We start from the raw sequence: 20,348 nt of genomic DNA on the forward strand, positions 1-20,348 counted from the left end.
TTGCTTACCAAAGCAACCTCTTTTTATTGTTAGGATTAATGTAGCTTGGAGGATAAAAACGAAAGTCTGTGGTCTTAACCATGTTCAAAGAGTGAAGGAATAGAAATAGAGTGTCTATAAGAAGTAGGGAATTTATGATATAGAGTAGTAAGCTCCTTATACATCCTATCAATATATTGTTTATAACTTACTTTTTCGTATGTGGAAATAAGAGATAGACAGTGATGAAATAAATCAAGGCCATCATTTAACTCATTTTGTTCAAGATAAATATGTATAATAGGAAATGTAGCAAAAATTTGAAGTTCTAAAGATAGGTCATAAAATTTGAGGATTTGTTGATAACTATTAAGAGCATCATCATAGCGATGGAATGCTTTAAGGCAGTAAATTTTTAAAAGTAGTAGTCTAGTAGGTTTATCAGAGTGAAGAGACAAGTTGTCTGACAGAAGAAGCATTGAAGTGTTTAATTCTTGTAAAGCTTTTTCGTAGTATTCTAGATGATAATAAGCAAGTATCATATTATATTTAAGTTCAAAGATTAGATCTATATTAGGTAAATGATCATAATGAAAAAAAATAAGGCAGTAGTTTACAAGAGGCAAGAAGCGCTCTGTTTTGTAACAACATTGTATAAGGTGAGACGTAAGATTTGCAAAAGTATCTGAATAAGATTGTTTAGGAACCGAGTTAAAGGCTTGTGAATAATAAGTATAAGCTTCAGTATAGTCATGGTGACGCATATAATAACTGCCAATGGTATCATAGAGGAGAGCTTTTTCAAGTGGGAGATTATGTTCCTCAAGTAGGAGTAGCATATTCGCATAGTTACCATTTTTAAAAGATAGCGATATAAGAGTATTATCAGCTTGAAGAGAGCTAATAAACTGTAGGGCAAGTGCACGAGCCTGTGATTGAGCAGAATTGAGTAATTCATTAAGTGAGAGTGTACATGTTTTATTTTTTTGTAAGCATGCATTGTGAAAGTTAGTAAGAATAGCTTCTGCTGTACTTGGGGTCAAAGAGATTTTATTGGTTTCAATCATGCTAATAGTATTACGCGTCATATTTTTACCTGCTAAATCATCTTGTCTTAAATTATATTTTCTGCGGAATAATCGAAGTTTTTCACCGGGGGTCATTACTATAAAATCCATTATATTTTCACCACCTTGTTCTGACATCTAAGTCTATAATAACTAAAAATACGATAAAGGTAAATATAAAATTTTTAGTTTAAATGATAAAGATTATTGACAAAGAAAGATAAAAAGGCTTATACTTAATTTAGTAGTTCTAAATAAAACTACTAATTCGAATAAGATAAATAACATTTACATACAAGTAAAAATAGAGGAGGAACGAGAATGAGTACAATTAAAGTAGGTATCGTAGGATATGGTAATATTGGTCGTGGCGTAGAGGCAGCTATTACACAAAGTCCAGATATGGAACTTGTAGCTGTTTTCACAAGAAGGGCGCCAGAGACACTTACGATTGAAACAGCAACAGCAAAAGTGGAGCATATGGACGCTTTATTAAATTATAAAGGTATCATTGATGTAATGATTTTATGTGGTGGTTCAGCTACAGATTTACCAGTACAAGGTCCAGAACTTGCAGCTAACTTCAATACAATTGATAGTTTTGATACACATGCAAGAATTCCAGAGTACTTTGAAAGTGTAAATGAAAAAGCACTAGAAGCTGGTACAACAAGCATTATCTCAGTAGGTTGGGATCCAGGTCTCTTTTCTATGATCCGTATGATGTCAGGTGCAATCTTACCAGTTGGAGAAGACTACACATTCTGGGGCAAAGGTGTAAGTCAAGGTCACTCAGATGCATTACGCCGTGTTGAAGGCGTTAAAAATGCTATTCAATACACAATTCCGATGGATGAAGCAGTTGAGAGTGTAAGAAGAGGAGACAATCCTAAGCTTACAACAAGACAAAAACATCTTCGTGAATGTTTTGTTGTGGCTGAAGAAGGTGCAGATCTTGCAGCTATTGAAAATACAATTAAAACAATGCCAAACTACTTCGCAGATTATGATACAATTGTTAACTTTGTAAGTGAAGAAGAATTAAAAGCTAACCACTCTAAAATGCCACATGGTGGATTTGTATTTAGAACTGGTGTAACAGGTTTAGAAGAAGAAAACAAACAAATCATTGAATTCTCACTTAAACTTGATAGTAATCCACAATTTACAGCTAATGTACTTGTAGCATACGCTAGAGCTGCTGTAAGAATGAATAAAGAAGGTATGAAAGGTGCTAAATCCGTATTTGATGTACCATTATCTTACCTTTCAGCAAAATCAAACTTAGAACTTATGAGAGACTTATTATAAGATTTTAAAAGAGTTATTAGGAAGCCTAATAACTCTTTTTTATTTGTTTTTATAAATAAGGGGATTATAATAAAAGTAGATATATAGAGCTAGAGGAGGTTATAACGTGATTAGTGAAAATTTTACTTTCATAGGAGAAGAACAGGTGCAAGTGTATGCCTATAGATGGTTACCTGATCCAGAAATTGGTGTAAAAGGAATTGTGCAAATTGCACATGGGATGGCTGAAGGGGCTCACCGCTATGAACGTGTAGCAAATTACCTAACAGATAGAGGATACATTGTTTACGCCCATGATCATAGAGGCCATGGAAGAACGGCTAAAGGCTTAGAAGATATAGGTATTCTAGCAGAAAAAGAAGGCTTTAAATGTTTAGTTAAAGATTTATATCGTTTGACTCAGCTAATAAAAAAAGAAAATCCACAGTTGCCTTTATTTTTACTTTCTCATAGTATGGGGTCTTTTGTTGCACAAGCTTATATTATGAGATATGGAAAAGAACTAGATGGTGTTATTCTTTCTGGAACCAATGGTAAACAAGGTTTCATTTTAGATATAGGTTTATGGGTAGCTAAACAAGAAGTTAAGAAAAAAGGAAGAAATACAAAAAGTCCTGAGATGGACAAACTTATATTTGGAACGTATAATAAACAGTTTAAGCCTAACCGCACATCATTTGACTGGCTTTCAAGAGATGAGAAAGAAGTAGATAAATACATAGAGGACCCATATTGTGGAAGTGTTTTTACAGCAGGATTTTTCGAAGATTTTCTTACAGGGCTTAAGTATGTTGGGTCATTAGAAAACAAGAAAAGTATTCCATTAGATTTACCTATTTATATTTTTGCAGGAGATAAAGACCCTGTTGGCAGAAATGGAAAAGGGATTTATGACCTTGTAAAAGATTATGAAAAAGTAGGAATAAAAAATGTAACCTATAAGCTTTATCAAGAAGGCAGACATGAGATGTTTAATGAAATAAATAGAAAAGAAGTTATGGAAGATGTAGTGAAATGGTTAGATAGTTTAATAGAAAGATAAAAGGCTGCCAGCTAACTTGCAAGTGAGTTAGCTGGCAGCCTTTTGGATTTGGAAAGGAGGTTAGAACTGCTGGAGGTCTGTAGAGACTCTAAACTTAACAGCAGTACCATAGACAAGCATTTGTGTTTGGTTATTTGAGGAGGGGCATATACTGCACTGAATACCTATAACGGCATCAGCTTTAATGCGCGTAGCTTCTTCTTGAAGACTTTTTAAAGCTTCATCAAAAGCTTGTTCTCCAGCAGAAGATAGGCCTTTTACAAGGCCTAATAATTCTAATTCTTGATTTTCAATAGAATGAGTAGTAGTAAGCTGCATCACGAATACTCCTTTAATAAGCAATCTTTTTAGATAGTATATGCCTAGGTATTAAAAATTATTGCTTATGACTAAGAAGGAGCGACATTTCACGGATAACTTTACAGCATGTAGCAGTAGATACGCCTGATATATCATAGTGAGGAGAGAGTTCTACCACATCTGCGCCCACTATATGATTAAGTTTTGTGAACTGCTTAATAGCAAAGATAAGTGTATTAAAATCAATACCACCAGGTTCAGGTGTACCTGTTCCTGGGAATATGGAAGGATCAAGTACATCTAAATCAATTGTAATATAAACAGGACGATTCTGAAGTTGAATAATAATTTCCTCTAGACTATCTAGATTAAATGGTTGAAGATAGGTATGAGATTTGGACCAGTCAAATTCTACTTTAGTGCCAGAACGTATACCAAATTGGAAAATACGATTATCACCTAGTATGTCCCAAGCGCGTCTTATAACAGAAGCATGAGAAAGCGATTCACCCATATAATCCTCACGTAAATCTGTATGAGCATCAAAGTGGATAATACATAAATCAGGATAAATCTTGCTAAATGCCTCAATAATAGGAAGAGAAACTAAGTGTTCCCCACCTATCGTTAAAGGACGTTTTCCGTCTTTTATAATTTGAGCAAAAGTTTTGTATATCGTATTAAGTGCTTTCGTTGTATTTCCAAAAGGAAGTTCTATATCTCCTAAGTCACAGAGGTTGTAATCTTCCATATCTAAGTCTAGGTAAGGAGAATAAGTTTCAAGCCCGTAGGAATCGGGCCTAACTACAGCGGGTGCAAAACGTGTTCCGGGTCTAAAGCTTGTTGTCCCGTCAAAGGGAATACCAACTAAAACAACAGGAGAAGTGTCATATTCTTGGTCAAATCCAATAAAACTAGATGTAGTAGAAATATTATGCATTTTCTAAGCTCTCCTTAACGTAGGTTGGAAGCATAAAAGCACCTTTATGTAGGTCTGTATTATAATAACGTGTATGAAGCCCGAATGCATTCCAAGCATCTGCTTTAAGATCTTCTAGAGGATGGAATTTCTTAGAAGCGAATCCAAAGAGCCAGTGACCTGAAGGATAAGTTGGCATATGGAATTGGTAAACTTGTGCAATTGGGAATGTATCTTTAATTTTGGAGTGCGCACGTTTCATTTCATGAGCGTAAGAATCGTAGTAAGGGCTCTCGTGTTGATTAATAAGAATACCAACTTCGCTTAAAACGCGCTTGCAGTTGTTATAAAAATCGTAAGTGAATAACCCTTCACCAGGTCCGATTGGATCTGTAGAGTCTACTAGGATAAGATCATAGCTAGCATCTTTTGCATCTTGAACAAATTTGAGCCCATCTTCAAAATGGAGGCAAAGCCTTGGATCAGCATCAAGTTTGCAAGCAGTTTGTGGGATGTATTTTTGACAAAGGCGTACAACACGTTCATCAATTTCAACCATATCTACCTTTTCAATGCTCTTATAACGTAAAATTTCACGGGCAGTTCCCCCATCACCTCCACCGATAATGAGTACTTTTTTGATTTCTGGATTAACTGCCATAGGTACGTGTGTAATCATATCGTGATAGATGAATTCATCTTTTTCTGTTACCATCATTAACCCATCTAATGTAAAGAACTTGCCGAATGTATCACTTTCAAAGAAGTCAATCTGTTGAAAAGCACTTTTTTCAGAGTGTAAGTGTGACTTAACTTTGATAGAGAATTTAGTATCCTCTTGGTGGTTTTCTGTATACCATAAATCAATCATATTTTCCTCCTGACTACTGTCTAATACAAGAATGTGATTAAGATTATCTGTAGCATTCAAGATGACAGTATCTTGTTTTTGTAAATAGTGATAATACTCAATAAGTGGTTTGGTAATCATCTCACCAGGGATAATAAGTGGAATACCTGGTGGATAAATCATAATAGATTCTCCGCTTATCAGACCATCAGCTTCATCAATAGAGATTAGCTTTTTAGGATGGTAGTAAGCTTCTCTTGGTGTAAGAAGAAGTTTGTTGTGCAAGGAGACTACTGGGGTAGTGTTAAGACTAGATGGAAGAGAGCCAGTATAAAGCTTCCTGCTAATGTCTTTTAAGGCAGAAACTAAAGTAGATAGGCTTTCTTTAGTGTCTGCTAGTGAAATAATAGCAAGTACAACGTGAGGCTCGGCTAGTTCGAGTTGAATGTTGTAGTCACTTGCAAGCAAATCATAAATATAAAAACCTGAAACGCCCAAATCACTTACACGGATAAGTAGTCGTAAAGGGTCGAAGTGGTGAGCGGCATCCATACACTGAAAACCCGGAATTTGATTAATTTGTGTTTTCGTATGCTTGGTAAGATTAATCAGCTCATGGAATAAAATATGACCCTCGGTAGCAAGTTTATGACGAGCATAGTCCAGAGAACACATCAGCAGATAAGAAGCAGATGTAGTCTGCATCAGATTAATGGTGGAGCGTACTTTCAGTTTATCGATTAGTCCATCGTTATGGAGTAAAACAGAAGATTGGGTAAGAGAACCTCCTGTTTTGTGCATACTAACTGTGACTAGATCAGCGCCTAGCTTGCATGCATTATCAGGTAGCTCAGGATGAAAAGGAAAGTGAGCACCATGAGCTTGATCTACAAGCACAGGAACACCTTTCTCGTGAGCAAGTTGAATAATAGCCTCAAGTTCTGATATGGCTCCAAAGTAAGTAGGGTGAATGACTAGTATAGCCTTAATATCATCATTGAGGTCAAAAGCGTGCTTGACGCTACTTACAGTAATGCCATTAGCAATACCATAATGGGTATCAATTTCAGGCTCAATAAAAACAGGTTTTGCACCTGTTAGAATAAGTGCGTTAATAGCAGATTTGTGAACGTTGCGAGGAAGGAGAACTTTGTCACCATCGCTTAAGGTACTCATAAGCATATACTGCACACCACAGGTAGAACCATTTACGAGCATAAAGGCATTGTCTGCTTCAAAGGCATCTGCTAAAAGCTTTTCTGCTTCTAGAATGATGCCGGTAGGGTGGGCTAAATGATCTACAGGTTTAGTAGAGTTAACATCCATTCTAAGTACGTCTTCACCCCATAAGCTTTGGAGTTCATCAAGTGCTTTGCCACCTTTATGACCTGGTACATCAAAGCGGGTTATAGATTCGCTCGTATAGGTCATAACACCTGTAAGTAGTGGAGTAAGATGATGATTCATTGCCTAATCCTCCACAGGGAACATGGCTTCAGTGACATTAGTCCCATAGAAAATTTCATCCATTTCTCTGCGAACTTTTTTGGCAATCTGATGTGCAGTACCTGGATGAAGATCTTGTTTGGTATAGCCAAATAAGTAGTTATCCAAATCAAAGTTTTTTAGTTTGCATTTTGTGTGGAATATATTTTCCTGATATACATTAACGTCGATCATATGATAAAGATGCTTAATGTGATCAGGAATAAAGTTTTGGATAGAATCAATAGGATGATCAATAAACAGTTTATTGCCTGTAATATCTCTAGTAAAACCACGAACTTTATAGTCAATGGTCATCATATCTGCATCAAAGCAGTGGATGAGATAGTTAAGGGCCTTAAGGGGAGAGATCTCACCACATGTAGAAACATCAATATCGGCCCTAAAGGTACTAATACCATCAGTTGGATGATATTCAGGATAAGTATGTACAGTAATGTGACTTTTATCTAAATGGGCTAGTACGATGTCAGGCAGTGGGCCAGGTGTTGCGCAGTTTGGAAAAGAAGCAGCTGGCGCTATAGGGCTTTCTGATATTAAAATCGTAACACTAGCACCTTGAGGTTCATAATCCTGCTTTGAAACGTTTAAAATATTGGCACCAATAATTTCAGTAACAGTCGTAAGGATTTCAGTAAGTCTGTCGGCATTATATTGTTCGTCAATATAATTAATATAAGCTTCACGATCTTCGGACTTTTGGGTATAACAAATATCATACATGTTGAAACTCAAGGTTTTTGTGAGATTATTAAAGCCATGTAATTTAATTTTTTGTGTATCTAAATGTTCCATCAGTAATAAGACCTCCTTGGTTTTAGTGTGAGAATCATTTTTTAACAAATGCTATTATAGGGGTGACTTTTTGAAAAAGCAATAAAAAATTTTGTATACCTATACTAGTAGTTTAGTAATAGTGTTATAAAAAATAAAATCTTATATCTAACAAAAAGTTTTATAATACTAAACAAAATAAAATAAAATGTAATGCGTATAAGTGTATAATAATGAGAAAAGTACTAAGGACAAAGAATGTTTAAAAATAAGAATGAAAAAATCTGAAAAAAATAATATAAATTTTATGTATAAGAGTTAAGTAATAATATTTGAAAAAAATATAAAAATTAATTAAAAAAATAAGCGATAGGATAGATAAAAATGAAGAAAAAATGGCTTAAGAATCTATTATATTTACTTATAATGACATTTTTAATTGTATGTATAGACTCTATTAAGGCTCAAGAATTAGACGTATCTAAACCACTTATTTTAGCTTTTCAAAGTCAAAAAGCTAAAGTAGAAGGTGGTGAGAAAATTAATTTTTTAGCGCTATATGCGCTGCCTAATGGAACCCAAAAGGTAGAAGAGAGATGGAGTTATAGACCTCTGTTTTTAGATGAAGAATACGTTGTTTTTGAAAAGCCTGAAGTACTTTTTGCACCAGGTCAGTATGAAGTCGCATTGCAGATTAAAGATAGCCATGAGGTATGGAGTGAGCCAGCTCTAACTTATATCACAGTATCTAAAAACTATAGTCAATCTGAAGTAGCCTATATGGCGCAGAAAAATATAAAAGGGGCTAAGTTTAATCTGTTTGGAACTGAAAACTATAGACTATATAAAAAAATAACCGGTACAAGAAATGGTGTAGTGGGTGGAAAGTTAATCATTAGTGATAGTCCGGAAAAGGTCAAAGAAAAAGGAATTTTATATGAGGGAATAAGTAATGGAACAGGAAGACTTCTTATGCACCATCTTCATGATATGAAGGATGGTAAAGATTATAGAATGATGATTTTAGTAACCAATTTAAGTAAGGAGAAACAGAGAATCCATATTAATAATTATGCTATAAAGGGACCTAGTGAGGATGTGCTTTATGTAGGTGAGCAGCTTCTATTAGATTATTGGGATAACCAGACAAGAGAGGTCGTTTATGATTTGCCAGCAGGGCAGACAGGAATTATTTATAAGCAGGAGCTACCTTGGAAAAGGGGGGATGCCCTATCGAGTTATATAGATTTTCATACAGAGGATAAAGTTAAATGGCAGGTATTATGTGTAGAAAATGGGGATAACTTCGAAACATATAGGCATTATTGTGCAAAAGATCAGCACATAAGGGGAACATTTGAGACTATGAAAAAAATCTATTATATAGATTTAGACACAGAATTAGCCTATTTTTCCATAGGAGAAGGGATGGAAGAATTTCTAATAGGGTTTGATGAGGTATTAGGTAAAGAGGTCTATAATAAGGGGAACTTTGGTATGGAGTATGAACTTCATTTAAAAGCGGTGAAAGATACCTTTGTAGTATTTAATCCAAGAGGGGATGTATTTAGAGGGGCGCTTATGTGGAATGGTAAAGTTTATGCCATGCCTAATAAGGGATGTTTAAAAGGAAAAGGAGAAGCTAGTTTTTTGGGAGAGATTCAAGAAGGAGAAGAGGCTATAGTGAAATATATTTTACCTAATGGGTCTTCGGCTCCTGTACTTTTTGTGTTTGTACCCCAAAATAATCTGGAAAAAATGTCAATTTTGAAGGAAATTTGTAAAGCGTATAAGCCGTTCTGAATATAGTGTAAGTATGGGGGGGTCACTATGAAAAATAACTTAGAACTAAGGCGGGAGGATCTTAAAATCTCCTATCTCAATACAGGTTTTAATTTTAAAACAACAGATGAAATCCAACCAGATGAGAGCATTATTGATCAGGACAATGCGCTTATGGCACTAGAGTTTGGTTTGCAATTAGGTGCAAGAGGCTACAACATGTATATATCTGGAGTAGACCAAAAGACAATTTATGAATACGTAAAAGCAAGGTTAGAAAAACAAGCTGGTGAAAAGGCTGTCCCTCAGGATATATGCTATATTTATAATTTTAAAAACCCTTCCACACCTAGAGTGATTCGTATGCAGCCAGGCGAAAGTATACGTTTTAAAGAGGATATGAAAGAATTTAGACAGTTTCTTATAGATGGATTAGGTGCTAAATTAGATAGTGTTGAAGCAGAGAGAAAAAGGCAGCATTTAATAGATAAATTAGATAGTAAAAAGGAACAAATATTAGGAGAACTTAAGAGCTATGCAAAAGAGCAAGGCTTTATTGTTAAGTTAACTCAAGAAGGTTTAGGGTTTATTCCTCTTGATAAGGAAGAAAACCCTATTTCAATGGAACAGTATGAACTTCTAGACCAAACTACAAAGCAAGAGATTGAGGAAAATATTGATAGACTTTCAGAGATGGCAGAACAAGTACTTGCAGATATTAGAGATGCAGAAAAAGAGTATAGTCAATATATGAATGATATTAGTGAAGAGATTGTTCTTCATGAAGTAGGCTATTTTATTAAACATCTGAAAGAAGTATATGGGAAATACGAAGTGATTAAAGAGTATCTAGATGAAATTTTACAAGATATATTAGAAGATATCTCTATTTTTAGTGATTCACAGTCTGCAGAAAACCAGGATATAAAAAGTATTTTTCCATGGTTAGGGAGTAACAAGGTAGGAGAACGTGTAGGTCATTATGATATCAATGTACTTGTAGATAATAGCCAGCTTCAAGGTGCACCAGTAGTTACAGCAAGAGATTTAAGCTTTGCTAGACTAGTAGGTAAGATAAAGGTAGATACAGAGTTAACGCTAAACCGTGTAGATTTTAATAACATTAGTGCAGGTCTTTTACATGAAGCTAATGGTGGATATCTACTGTTATATGTTAATGATCTTTTAGATTATCCAGGGTCTTTTGAAGTTATTAGAAGAACACTTAAGACAGGAGAAGTTAATGTAGAGAGTTTAGCGATTTCTAATATTACAACGAGTTTAGGTATGTTACCACCACCTGTTCCTGTAGATTTTAAGGTGATTTTAATTGGTGATTATGAAGTATACCGTGTGCTTTGTGATATGGATGCAACTTTTAAAGATTTATTTAAAATGAATATCGATTTTAAAGATACTATAGATGGAGATAAGACTTCACTCTTACGATTTGCAAGCCAGATAAAAGCTTTTTGTAATAAAGAACATTTGCCAGATGTAAGCTATGAAGGTGTATTAGTCTTGGCAGAATATAGTCATAGGTTAGCTGAAAGTCAAGAAAAAATGAGTGCCAATATACAACCTGTTACAGACTTAATAAGAGAAGCAAGTGTTTTTAGTAAAGACCTTATTACAAAAGAACATATTGTGAAGGCAAGAAGGGTTAAGACACTTTTTAAAGAAACCTTACAGAAAAATATAGAAGAAAAATATGCAAAGAATATCTATCTGCTTGATGTAGGTGGAAAGAAAATAGGGCAGGTTAATGGATTAGCTGTATATGATGTGGGGGACTTTATGTTTGGTAAGCCTGTTCGTATTACTGCTACAACTTATAGGGGGAAAAGTGGTGTAGCAGATATTGAAGGTGCAGTTGGACTGAGTGGAAGTATTCATTCAAAGGGGGTTCAAATTATTACAGGCTTTCTAGGTAATTATTTTGCACAAGATTATCCTCTTTCATTGTGTGGGAAGATTTGCTTTGAGCAGAGTTATGGGGGAATAGACGGAGATAGTGCATCTAGTGCGGAATTGTATGCTATTTTATCAAGCTTATCACAAGTTCCTATTAGGCAAGGGGTTGCTGTAACAGGCTCTATTAATCAATATGGGCAGATTCAACCTGTAGGAGGCGTCAATGATAAGATAGAAGGATTTTATAGAATTTGTAAGCAAAAAGGCTTAACGGGAAAACAAGGTGTTATTATTCCAAAACAAAATCAAAAAGACTTAGTGCTAGATGAAGAGGTAATAGAAGCAGTTGAGCAGGGAAGATTTCATATTTATGCAATTAGTTCCTTTAAAGAAGGAATAGAAATTCTGACAGGCGTACCGGCAGCGCAGGTTGAAGAACGTGTGGCATGTAAATTGAAAGCTTACAGTGGTGAAGGACAAAATAAGCCAATACGAATTAAGAAAAAAGTAAAATAAACGTCTTATAACAAGAAGTAAGGGCTGTTGCGTGGCAACGGCCCTTTTCTTTATGTATAGGCCAAAAGAAATTGGTGTGAACAAGCCGCTGTAGGGGAAGAAAGTAATGAACAATAAATTTATAGAAATAAAATAAATAGAATGAAAAATACATACTATGGTATAATATTCTAAATGAAAATTGGAAAAGGAGATGTTCCATGAAAAATACTATACTTTCCGTATTGGTTGAGAATAACTATGGTGTTGTTGCGCGTATTGCGGGTTTATTCACAAGAAGAGGATTTAATTTAAATAGTTTTACAGGAGAGGAGACACATGAAAAAAATATTTCTAGAATTACTATTTCTGTAACAGAAGATGAAAATTCTCTCTATCAAATTCAAAAACAGGTAGAGAAACTTATTGATATTAAAAAAGTTGAGGTACTTGATAGCAAGCAAGATATTATTCGTGAACTTGCCCTTGTTAAAGTGACTCTAAAACCTGAATTATGCAATAAGATTAAAGAACTTACTGAGATATATAGTGTAAAAGTCATTGATATTGATACAGAGGTTATTGTATTCGAAATCTGTAACAGTAAAGATATGATAGATGCTTTTATAGATGTAGTAAGACCTTTTGAGATTGTTGAAAGTGTGCGTACTGGTGTAATTGCACTTCAAAGGGGTAATCAGCATATATAAAGAAGTTTTTTTATTAAGAAGAATATTATTGAAGGAATTTGGCGACATTTTCTAAGACAATGTCACTTTTAATAGGAAGAGATAAAAGAAATCTATAAAATGTTTTAAAAGGAAGATATGGTAAAAATATCCTTGTAAATAAACGCATAAATATGCTACACTAATTAAAAATACTATAGAATTAAAAGGAGCTAGTTTGAATGGATACAATTCAAGACATGACATTAGCTCAGTTAAGAGAACTTGCAAAAGAAAAAGGCCTTAAGAATATTAGTAAGCTTAAGAAAGCTGAACTCATTGAAGCACTTACCCCATCTCAGGAAATCCAATCTGAAATCATCCCAGAACCTATTGAAGTGGAAAATTTAATAGAAGATGAAGAAGAAATCAAAATCAGTAGACAAGACCGTATGGTAGGCGCCGGCATTTTGGAAATTATGCCAGACGGCTATGGTTTTTTACGTGCACGTAATTTTATGCGCGGTGATGATGACATTTATCTATCAATTTCACAGATTCGACGTTTTAATCTTAAAACAGGCGACTGGATTGAAGGGGATATGCGTAGACCTAAAGAGGGAGAGAAAGCAGGAGCCTTACTCTATGTGCATAAAGTAAACGGTGACAGACCAGAAAAGGCTAAATACCGTCCTAACTTTGAAACGCTTACGCCAGTATTTCCAAATCAAAGACTGTCTTTAGAATATGATGAGAGTGTATTATCGACGCGTATCATTGACATTATTGCCCCAATAGGAAAAGGTCAAAGAGGGCTTATTGTAGCACCACCTAAAGCAGGGAAAACAATTCTCTTAAAGCATATTGCTAATGCTATCACACACAATCATAAAGATGTCTCTCTTATTGTAGTACTTATAGATGAGAGGCCAGAAGAAGTAACCGATATTAGAAGAAGTATAGAAGGACAAGATGTACAAGTTATTGCTTCTACATTTGATGAGCCGCCAGAACACCATAAACAAGTAGTGGAAATGGTACTAGAGCGTGCAAAACGTATGGTCGAACAGGGAAAAGACCTTGTTATTCTGTTAGATAGTATTACACGTATGGCAAGAGCGTATAACCTTACTATTCCACCAAGTGGAAGGACTTTATCAGGTGGACTGGATCCAGCTGCACTTCATATGCCAAAAAAATTCTTTGGAGCAGCGCGTAAGATAGAAAATGGTGGAAGTTTAACCATTCTTGGGACAGCACTTGTAGAAACAGGAAGTAAAATGGATGATGTTATCTTTGAAGAATTCAAAGGAACAGGCAATATGGAACTTGTATTAGATAGAACCTTATCAGAACGCAGAATCTTTCCAGCAATTGATATCTATAAGTCTGGAACAAGAAGAGATGATCTTCTTTTAAGTAATGATGAGGCTAATGTAGCTTACAATATTCGAAGAGAGATGAGTCGTGGTAATTCTGCAGAAGTTACAGAGGACCTTATTAATAAGATGATCAAGTATCCAACAAACAAAATTTTTACAGAAAAAATGCTGAAAAACGATTATTAATAAACCTTGCAATTTAAAAAAAGACATGATATAATACTAACGTTGTCATAATAGTATTGTTAACGTATAAATTAACATAGAAAGTACTATGAAAGAGGTGAATAGCATGAATAAAGAAATCCAACCAAAATATGAAGAATTAGAAGTAGTTTGTAACTGTGGTAACGTAATCAAAACACGTTCAACAAAATCTGACATCCGTGTAGAGGTTTGCTCAAACTGTCATCCTTTCTATACAGGTAAACAAAGAGCTGCACAAGCTAAAGGTAGAATTGACAAATTCAACAGAAAATACAACGTTCAATAATCGTAAACAAGAGGGGTTGAGAGGATGGTCTCAACTCTTTTTTTATTTATAGATTATTTTATTTAAGGAGGTGCAGTATGGCAAGGACAGATATAGGGGGTCAAGCAGTTATTGAAGGCGTTATGATGAAGGGAAGAAAGTTATACGCCGTAGCTGTAAGAAAACCAGATGGTGAGATTGAAGTAGATGTACAAGACACAAAGAGTATCCTAGACCGCTATAAAGTGCTAAGATTACCGATTTTACGAGGTATTGCAGTATTTATAGAATCCTTAACATTAGGTGTGAAAACACTAAGTTATTCTGCAGAAATCTTTGGAGACGAAGAAGAAGTGGAAGAAAGTAAGTTTGAAAAATGGCTTATGGAGAAGTTAGGAGATAAAGCTGAGAAGTTTTTAATTGGTGCAACTATGTGTATTTCTTTTGTATTAGCAATTGGTATCTTTATGGTTCTGCCAATGCTTATTAGTACTTTATTTAAGAACTTTATTAACTCTTCCTTTTTACTGAACCTCGTTGAAGGTGCACTTAGGATTTTTATTTTCTTAGGTTACATGAAACTTGTAACTTGTATGAAAGATATTCAGCGAACTTTCCAATATCATGGTGCAGAACATAAAACGATTAACTGTTTAGAACAGGAAAAAGAGCTTACAGTAGAAAATGTAAGGTCATGTACAAGACTTCATAAAAGTTGCGGGACAAGTTTCCTTTTTGTCGTTATGATTGTAAGTATTCTAGTATTTAGCTTATTTACAACACAAAATGTATGGCTTAGAATGGTTACCCGTATTGTAATGGTACCAGTTGTTGCAGGTATTTCTTATGAATTTATTAGATGGGCTAGAAAAGCAGATAGTAACAAGCTTGCAGAGCTTTTAAGTAAACCAGGTATGTGGCTTCAAAGAGAATTTACAACGATTGAACCAGATGATGAGCAAATAGAAGTAGCTATTGCTGCGATAAAAGGAGTTTTAGATAATGAGCATGCTGAAGGATCAGCCAAAAAATGTAACTGTTAATCAGCTTATTGCAATGGGTAGAAATGTCCTTGAAAGCTATGAAAAGATGGATGCTACTATTGATGCAAGACTACTTGCACTTTATTTACTACAGTGTACATCAAGCGAACTGATTCTTCATGGCAATGATGAAGTTGCAGATCATATTAAAGAGTCTTATATGTATATGATTGCAAAACGTATTCAAGGGATACCTCTTCAATACATTACAAAAAGTCAAGAATTTATGGGACTAGAATTTTATGTAGATGAGCGTGTTCTCATTCCGAGACAGGATACAGAAACGTTAGTAGAAACAATTATAGAATACAGCAAACAAAATAGAGTTGAAAAAGCAGTAGAAGTAGGCGTAGGTTCAGGATGTATTAGTGTATCACTTGTGCACTACATAAAAGGGCTGAACATAACAGCGATAGATATTTGTGAAAATGCACTTGCAGTAGCAAAGAAAAACGTAAAAGCGCATCAGTTAGAGGAACATATTACCCTCTTGCAAAGTGATGTCTTTAAGGATTATGATGGAGAAGAAGAAAGTCTAGATCTTATTGTGTCTAATCCGCCATATATTACATTTGACGAGTGTAAAGGGCTTATGGGAGAAGTAAAAGAGCATGAGCCTCGTAAAGCGCTAACTGATGAAGGCGATGGCCTTAAGTTTTATCGTGAAATTACTAAAGAAGGTAAAAAGTACCTTAAGAAAAATGGTTTATTAGCCTATGAAATAGGATATCTACAAGGCGAAGATGTATGTAACATTCTTAAGCGAGAAGGTTTTTATAACATTAAGCTTATACAAGATTTAGCTGGAAAAGACAGAGTTGTTATAGGCATGAAATTATAAATAATGATGAGGTGAATGGATGTTTGATCAGCTTGACGATTTAGTACAAAAATTTGAAGACATAGGTGAAATGATTAGTGATCCAATGGTAATTGCCGATCAAGAGAGATGGCAAAAGCTTATGAAAGAGCATAGTGATTTAAGACCTATTGTAGAAAAATATATCGAATACAAAGATACACTTGCAGCAATTGATGATGCACTTATGATGCTTGAAGAAAAGTTAGATGATGACTTTAGAGAGCTTGTAAAAGAAGAACTTAATGAGAATAAAAAACGTGTAGAACCACTTGAGAACGAAATTAAACTTTTACTTCTTCCAAAAGACCCTAACGATGAGAAAAACGTTATTGTGGAGATTCGTGGTGGCGCTGGTGGAGATGAAGCTGCACTCTTTGCTGCAGACCTTTACCGCATGTACAACCGTTATGCAGAACGTTGCAAATGGAAAACAGAGCTTATGGAAGTCAACGAAAGTGGAATTGGTGGTTTTAAAGAAGTTATCTTTATGATTAAAGGGCAAGGTGTTTACTCTAAACTTAAATATGAAAGTGGTGTACACCGTGTACAACGTATTCCTTCAACAGAATCAGGCGGTCGTATCCATACATCAACAGTTACTGTAGCTGTTCTTCCAGAGGCTGAAGAAGTAGACGTTGAACTTAACATGAATGATGTGCGTATTGACGTATTTAGAGCTTCAGGTAATGGTGGACAGTGTGTAAATACAACTGACTCAGCTGTACGTGCTACTCACATTCCAACTGGTCTTGTTGTGTCTTGCCAAGATGAAAAATCGCAGCTTAAAAATAAAGAAAAAGCACTTAAAGTACTTCGTGCTAGACTTTATGATATGGAGCAAGCTAAACAACATGCTGAAATGGCAGCAGAAAAGAAAAGTCAGGTAGGTACTGGTGACCGTAGTGAACGTATTCGTACTTACAACTTCCCACAAGGACGTGTAACAGACCACCGTATCGGTCTTACACTTCATAGATTAGATTCAATCCTTGATGGTGATATTGAGGAAATTATTTCAACACTTACTACAGTAGATCAAACTGAAAAACTTAAATTAGTAACTAACGAATAAAAAAGATGCCTCTTCTAAAGAGGCATCTTTTTTTGTGGATATTATTTTGAAGTATAGATATCTTTTTCAACATTGATGAAGATATCTGCAATAATGTTATAGGCTTTACCCCATGCTTCCATAATTTCTTCAGTTGCACCATCACCTAATACATCTTTAAGAGCTTGTAATAAGTTCTGTCCTACGATTGGGTAGTGTTCAGGTTTGACATTAAGTTCTACGTGTCTTGCGCCGATTTTTTGTACCGCTGGAAGAAGTGTTTCTAAACGGTCAATATTTTGGGCAGCAGCTAATACTGTCATAGCTAAAGCCATTGGTTGAGCACCTGATTCTTGTTTGCTCATATCAAACATAGCTTTTACTTCTGGATTATTTTCAAACATAATTTTATAAAAATGAGTTGTAATTTCTACACCTTTTTCTTGCAATACAGGAACTGTGCTTTTAACAACTTCGATTGTTTTTTGATCTAACATGGTTAAATCCTCCTAGTAAAGTAATGAACGAATGGTTTTAATTTAGAAAATAAAGAAATAATAAAGTATAAAGTATTAACCTCTAATAGGTTGTATTAGTATGTTATTTAGTAAGCAAAAGGGGGAATAGCATAAGCTATATTTGAACTTTTACTATAGAGATAGCAGGCCAGAACGATAAGGGGTGTTGTTGGAATAACGGGAAGGAAAGTACCTACTATCCCTATAAATAAAAGTAGGGAACCTAATATGAGATAGGTATATTTTTTTAAGTCATTTAACATATTTATAGTCCCTAAGTTAAATGTGTATATGTTTTACATATTTAATTTAACATATTTTACTTTAATGTGCAAGTAAAATATACATTTAAAATGTGTTATAATAGTTAAAGTTTAAATGGAAAGGATGCTGCAACTATGCAACTATCTAAATTTACCGATTATACATTTCGTGCACTTGTGTATTTAGCTAGACATACAGATAAGTTATGTACAGTAGAGGAATTGGCAACTTATTTAGATGTATCAGAGCACCATATGAAAAAGGTTATACATCAGCTTGCTAAAACTGACTACGTACTTTCTATAAAAGGTAGGTCAGGTGGCCTGAAGCTGGGAGTATCACCTTGTGAGATTAATCTAGGAAAAGTGCTTAGGATGACAGAAGAGACAGGAAATATGGCAGAATGCTTTAGTAGAGGTGAAATCTGTAAGCATGTACAAGGTGGCTGTAAACTGAAAGGTATTATCCAAAGATCTCTTAATAAATTTATAGAGGAATTTGATCAATATACATTAGAAGATGTTTTATAGTAAAAGAAAATAAAGTGAGAAAAGCTAGCACAGGCCATTACCTTTTGAAAAACATGGCTCTATGCTAGCTTTTTAACTTTTTAAGAATTCTTAGTTTCTTCAAAGTCTACATCAATGATAGGTTTACCATCAGGAGTAGTAGTTGGTTTTGAGTTTTTTTTAGGTGATCGATTAATGTTAATATGAATACCTAATTTATTACGCCATTTTTTAGGAATAAGTAAGGTGATAAGACTAATAATGATGGCAATGCCAGCAACGCCTAAGGCAAAGGTAATGGCAATGCCTATAATAGAAAAAACAACAGATAATAAAACACCTACCAGTGCAATGACAGGAATAGCAATAAGGATAGCAAGCATAATTGCCCATGCACCAGTTATATCATGACTACCTATTTTAAAGTGGAAATTTGATGGTTTCATTTCAATTTCTCCTATCTTTTTATAACTGTTTTTATATGTCTTAGTATAACATAGCTGAGTTATAATATGAATAATAAGTAAAGAGGACTGGCGGATGTAGTGTTGCATTGTATAATATGGGTTATACCAATAAAGATTTTATATCGGTTAATTGGGGATATGTTATCTTTGGTAAGTTAGAAAATATGAAAGAATAAATAGTTGCATCAAAAGTTCTAGAAGTTACTAGTTGACAATAGTATGTAATCGTCATAGGATATATCTATAAAATAGTTTGTATACGAACTAATAGGAGTGAGTGAAATGGATAAATTCGTGCTTAGGTGTTCAAAGAAAACATTATTAATATATGCAGCTATTGTGTGGATGTTTGCGGGGGGGATGGTGATGAAACTAGGTTATGAAGTTTTATTAGCAGCACAAGGCCATAAAATGATTTCTGTTATAGTGGCTGTAGGTGTATTTTTGATTTTCTATTTTAGTATTTTTAGTAAGATGGTCCATAAACATGAAAAACGTATTAAAAATAAAGAGAAAGAAAGGCTATGTGTCTTTTCGTTTTTTGATATAAAAGGTTATGTCATTATGGCTTGTATGATGACCTTAGGAGTAGTGATTCGTTCTATGAGTTTCATTCCGCCTATGTATTGGGCACCTTTTTATGTAGGATTAGGGACAGCTTTATTTAGTGCAGGGATTCTATTTGTTAGAGGTTGGATGAAATGGGAACAATAAAAAGGGAAACAGAGTCTTTTCAAATTATTATGATGATTAAAGAGATTTATTCGCTTATGAATAATCATATAGGATTGGGAATGAGAATGAGTGGATTAACTAATCAACAGGTTATGGTAGTGAAGATCTTAGCTCATAAAAAAGAGATGACACTTACAAGCCTGTGCAGTGAACTTTCTTTAACGAAAGCTACAGTATCAGGTATTATTAAAAGATTAGAAGAAGCAGGATATATAGAGAAGACAAAGAAAGATAAGGATAAGCGTAATACTTATATTACCTTATCATATAAAGGAAAGGAATTTGCTTATTCTTTTAAGAAAGCTATGAATGATAGTTTTTGTAATGTATTTAAGGAATTAACATCGGAAGAATTAAATCAGATTAAACAGTCCCTAGAGATACTTATTAATAAAATGCAATAAAAAAAGCTGTAGAGTTCACTCTACAGCTTTTTTA

At 34.4% G+C, this 20,348-nt stretch carries 21 protein-coding genes and 1 pseudogene; 13 read left to right on the forward strand and 9 right to left on the reverse strand.

All coding sequences use genetic code 11. From position 1 onward, the window contains the following. Positions 1-74: 74 nt before the first annotated feature. Positions 75-1,157, reverse strand: a complete 1,083-nt coding sequence (locus ACLTBU_RS11015) for a hypothetical protein (protein WP_412218907.1) — start codon at positions 1,155-1,157, stop codon at positions 75-77. A gap of 210 nt (positions 1,158-1,367) precedes the next feature. On the opposite strand from ACLTBU_RS11015, the gene ACLTBU_RS11020 reads away from it, so the two are divergent. Both ACLTBU_RS11020 and ACLTBU_RS11025 read left to right on the forward strand, forming a co-directional pair. Beyond that, entirely contained in the window at positions 1,368-2,357 is a 990-nt protein-coding gene (locus tag ACLTBU_RS11020; RefSeq protein ID WP_177670261.1) for a diaminopimelate dehydrogenase, read from the forward strand. Between the two features lie 106 nt (positions 2,358-2,463). Next, positions 2,464-3,399, forward strand: coding sequence for an alpha/beta fold hydrolase (locus ACLTBU_RS11025; protein ID WP_177670260.1), 936 nt, complete (start codon positions 2,464-2,466; stop codon positions 3,397-3,399). Positions 3,400-3,459: 60 nt separating this feature from the next. Here ACLTBU_RS11025 and ACLTBU_RS11030 read toward each other — a convergent pair whose 3' ends face one another. From ACLTBU_RS11030 to speD, 5 genes and pseudogenes are all read right to left on the reverse strand, one after another. Next, positions 3,460-3,717 carry a heavy metal-binding domain-containing protein gene (locus tag ACLTBU_RS11030; protein WP_177670258.1) on the reverse strand — a complete coding sequence of 86 codons (258 nt, stop codon included), beginning with the start codon at positions 3,715-3,717 and terminating at the stop codon, positions 3,460-3,462. A 58-nt stretch (positions 3,718-3,775) separates the two neighbouring features. After that, positions 3,776-4,639 (reverse strand): agmatinase, encoded by an 864-nt coding sequence (gene speB / locus ACLTBU_RS11035; RefSeq protein ID WP_412218910.1) that lies wholly within the window; start codon positions 4,637-4,639, stop codon positions 3,776-3,778. Beyond that, a complete protein-coding gene (speE, locus tag ACLTBU_RS11040; RefSeq protein ID WP_334299073.1) occupies positions 4,632-5,486 on the reverse strand; it encodes a polyamine aminopropyltransferase in 855 nt (284 codons plus the stop codon). The genes speB and speE overlap by 8 nt, the downstream gene beginning before the upstream one ends. A gap of 84 nt (positions 5,487-5,570) precedes the next feature. Then, positions 5,571-6,935: pseudogene (locus tag ACLTBU_RS11045) on the reverse strand (aminotransferase class I/II-fold pyridoxal phosphate-dependent enzyme); the annotation flags it as partial. A gap of 3 nt (positions 6,936-6,938) precedes the next feature. Beyond that, a complete protein-coding gene (gene speD / locus ACLTBU_RS11050; RefSeq protein ID WP_330597575.1) occupies positions 6,939-7,769 on the reverse strand; it encodes an adenosylmethionine decarboxylase in 831 nt (276 codons plus the stop codon). A 363-nt stretch (positions 7,770-8,132) separates the two neighbouring features. Here speD and ACLTBU_RS11055 point away from each other — a divergent pair, with 363 nt between their 5' ends. From ACLTBU_RS11055 to prfA, 8 genes are all read left to right on the forward strand, one after another. Further along, complete coding sequence (locus tag ACLTBU_RS11055; protein ID WP_412218912.1) at positions 8,133-9,551, forward strand: hypothetical protein; 1,419 nt, start codon at positions 8,133-8,135, stop codon at positions 9,549-9,551. A gap of 27 nt (positions 9,552-9,578) precedes the next feature. Then, on the forward strand, positions 9,579-11,960 hold the full coding sequence (locus ACLTBU_RS11060) for a Lon protease family protein (RefSeq protein ID WP_412218913.1): 2,382 nt from the start codon (positions 9,579-9,581) through the stop codon (positions 11,958-11,960). Positions 11,961-12,160: 200 nt separating this feature from the next. Further along, entirely contained in the window at positions 12,161-12,649 is a 489-nt protein-coding gene (gene ilvN, locus ACLTBU_RS11065) for an acetolactate synthase small subunit (RefSeq protein WP_249331555.1), read from the forward strand. A 200-nt stretch (positions 12,650-12,849) separates the two neighbouring features. Then, positions 12,850-14,175: a transcription termination factor Rho gene (rho, locus tag ACLTBU_RS11070; RefSeq protein WP_177670249.1), complete on the forward strand. Its 1,326-nt coding sequence runs from the start codon at positions 12,850-12,852 to the stop codon at positions 14,173-14,175. Between the two features lie 106 nt (positions 14,176-14,281). Further along, positions 14,282-14,482, forward strand: coding sequence for a 50S ribosomal protein L31 (rpmE, locus tag ACLTBU_RS11075; RefSeq protein ID WP_177670247.1), 201 nt, complete (start codon positions 14,282-14,284; stop codon positions 14,480-14,482). A 77-nt stretch (positions 14,483-14,559) separates the two neighbouring features. After that, complete coding sequence (locus tag ACLTBU_RS11080) at positions 14,560-15,504, forward strand: DUF1385 domain-containing protein (RefSeq protein WP_412218915.1); 945 nt, start codon at positions 14,560-14,562, stop codon at positions 15,502-15,504. Next, positions 15,464-16,345: a peptide chain release factor N(5)-glutamine methyltransferase gene (gene prmC / locus ACLTBU_RS11085; RefSeq protein WP_412218917.1), complete on the forward strand. Its 882-nt coding sequence runs from the start codon at positions 15,464-15,466 to the stop codon at positions 16,343-16,345. The genes ACLTBU_RS11080 and prmC overlap by 41 nt, the downstream gene beginning before the upstream one ends. A gap of 19 nt (positions 16,346-16,364) precedes the next feature. Then, complete coding sequence (gene prfA / locus ACLTBU_RS11090) at positions 16,365-17,438, forward strand: peptide chain release factor 1 (RefSeq protein WP_177670242.1); 1,074 nt, start codon at positions 16,365-16,367, stop codon at positions 17,436-17,438. A 41-nt stretch (positions 17,439-17,479) separates the two neighbouring features. On the opposite strand, the gene ACLTBU_RS11095 is transcribed toward prfA, so the two are convergent. Both ACLTBU_RS11095 and ACLTBU_RS11100 read right to left on the reverse strand, forming a co-directional pair. Next, positions 17,480-17,914 (reverse strand): globin domain-containing protein, encoded by a 435-nt coding sequence (locus ACLTBU_RS11095; RefSeq protein ID WP_412182737.1) that lies wholly within the window; start codon positions 17,912-17,914, stop codon positions 17,480-17,482. Between the two features lie 107 nt (positions 17,915-18,021). After that, on the reverse strand, positions 18,022-18,198 hold the full coding sequence (locus ACLTBU_RS11100) for a DUF454 family protein (protein ID WP_408646564.1): 177 nt from the start codon (positions 18,196-18,198) through the stop codon (positions 18,022-18,024). 135 nt (positions 18,199-18,333) lie between these two features. On the opposite strand from ACLTBU_RS11100, the gene ACLTBU_RS11105 reads away from it, so the two are divergent. Then, on the forward strand, positions 18,334-18,729 hold the full coding sequence (locus ACLTBU_RS11105; RefSeq protein ID WP_177670236.1) for an RrF2 family transcriptional regulator: 396 nt from the start codon (positions 18,334-18,336) through the stop codon (positions 18,727-18,729). An 80-nt stretch (positions 18,730-18,809) separates the two neighbouring features. Here ACLTBU_RS11105 and ACLTBU_RS11110 read toward each other — a convergent pair whose 3' ends face one another. Continuing rightward, a complete protein-coding gene (locus tag ACLTBU_RS11110) occupies positions 18,810-19,154 on the reverse strand; it encodes a hypothetical protein (RefSeq protein WP_412182738.1) in 345 nt (114 codons plus the stop codon). Positions 19,155-19,457: 303 nt separating this feature from the next. Here ACLTBU_RS11110 and ACLTBU_RS11115 point away from each other — a divergent pair, with 303 nt between their 5' ends. Together ACLTBU_RS11115 and ACLTBU_RS11120 are read left to right on the forward strand one after the other, a co-directional pair. Then, positions 19,458-19,889, forward strand: a complete 432-nt coding sequence (locus tag ACLTBU_RS11115) for a hypothetical protein (RefSeq protein ID WP_412218919.1) — start codon at positions 19,458-19,460, stop codon at positions 19,887-19,889. Then, positions 19,877-20,314, forward strand: a complete 438-nt coding sequence (locus ACLTBU_RS11120; protein WP_177670231.1) for a MarR family winged helix-turn-helix transcriptional regulator — start codon at positions 19,877-19,879, stop codon at positions 20,312-20,314. Before ACLTBU_RS11115 ends, ACLTBU_RS11120 begins: the two co-directional genes overlap by 13 nt. Positions 20,315-20,348: the final 34 nt, after the last annotated feature.

It is taken from the genome of Zhenhengia sp. (assembly GCF_046966505.1).
In the GTDB taxonomy this organism is placed as follows: Bacteria; Bacillota; Clostridia; order Lachnospirales; family Cellulosilyticaceae; genus Zhenhengia; species Zhenhengia yiwuensis.

Bases quoted from the DNA above. Each gene is read 5' to 3' on its own strand.
- ACLTBU_RS11015 (WP_412218907.1), bottom strand. From the start codon at position 1,157: ATGGATTTTATAGTAATGACCCCCGGTGAAAAACTTCGATTATTCCGC.
- ACLTBU_RS11020 (WP_177670261.1), top strand. From the start codon at position 1,368: ATGAGTACAATTAAAGTAGGTATCGTAGGATATGGTAATATTGGTCGT.
- ACLTBU_RS11030 (WP_177670258.1), bottom strand. From the start codon at position 3,717: ATGCAGCTTACTACTACTCATTCTATTGAAAATCAAGAATTAGAATTA.
- speB (WP_412218910.1), bottom strand. From the start codon at position 4,639: ATGCATAATATTTCTACTACATCTAGTTTTATTGGATTTGACCAAGAA.
- speD (WP_330597575.1), bottom strand. From the start codon at position 7,769: ATGGAACATTTAGATACACAAAAAATTAAATTACATGGCTTTAATAAT.
- ACLTBU_RS11055 (WP_412218912.1), top strand. From the start codon at position 8,133: ATGAAGAAAAAATGGCTTAAGAATCTATTATATTTACTTATAATGACA.
- ACLTBU_RS11060 (WP_412218913.1), top strand. From the start codon at position 9,579: ATGAAAAATAACTTAGAACTAAGGCGGGAGGATCTTAAAATCTCCTAT.
- ilvN (WP_249331555.1), top strand. From the start codon at position 12,161: ATGAAAAATACTATACTTTCCGTATTGGTTGAGAATAACTATGGTGTT.
- rho (WP_177670249.1), top strand. From the start codon at position 12,850: ATGGATACAATTCAAGACATGACATTAGCTCAGTTAAGAGAACTTGCA.
- rpmE (WP_177670247.1), top strand. From the start codon at position 14,282: ATGAATAAAGAAATCCAACCAAAATATGAAGAATTAGAAGTAGTTTGT.
- ACLTBU_RS11080 (WP_412218915.1), top strand. From the start codon at position 14,560: ATGGCAAGGACAGATATAGGGGGTCAAGCAGTTATTGAAGGCGTTATG.
- prmC (WP_412218917.1), top strand. From the start codon at position 15,464: ATGAGCATGCTGAAGGATCAGCCAAAAAATGTAACTGTTAATCAGCTT.
- prfA (WP_177670242.1), top strand. From the start codon at position 16,365: ATGTTTGATCAGCTTGACGATTTAGTACAAAAATTTGAAGACATAGGT.
- ACLTBU_RS11095 (WP_412182737.1), bottom strand. From the start codon at position 17,914: ATGTTAGATCAAAAAACAATCGAAGTTGTTAAAAGCACAGTTCCTGTA.
- ACLTBU_RS11100 (WP_408646564.1), bottom strand. From the start codon at position 18,198: ATGTTAAATGACTTAAAAAAATATACCTATCTCATATTAGGTTCCCTA.
- ACLTBU_RS11105 (WP_177670236.1), top strand. From the start codon at position 18,334: ATGCAACTATCTAAATTTACCGATTATACATTTCGTGCACTTGTGTAT.
- ACLTBU_RS11110 (WP_412182738.1), bottom strand. From the start codon at position 19,154: ATGAAACCATCAAATTTCCACTTTAAAATAGGTAGTCATGATATAACT.
- ACLTBU_RS11115 (WP_412218919.1), top strand. From the start codon at position 19,458: ATGGATAAATTCGTGCTTAGGTGTTCAAAGAAAACATTATTAATATAT.
- ACLTBU_RS11120 (WP_177670231.1), top strand. From the start codon at position 19,877: ATGGGAACAATAAAAAGGGAAACAGAGTCTTTTCAAATTATTATGATG.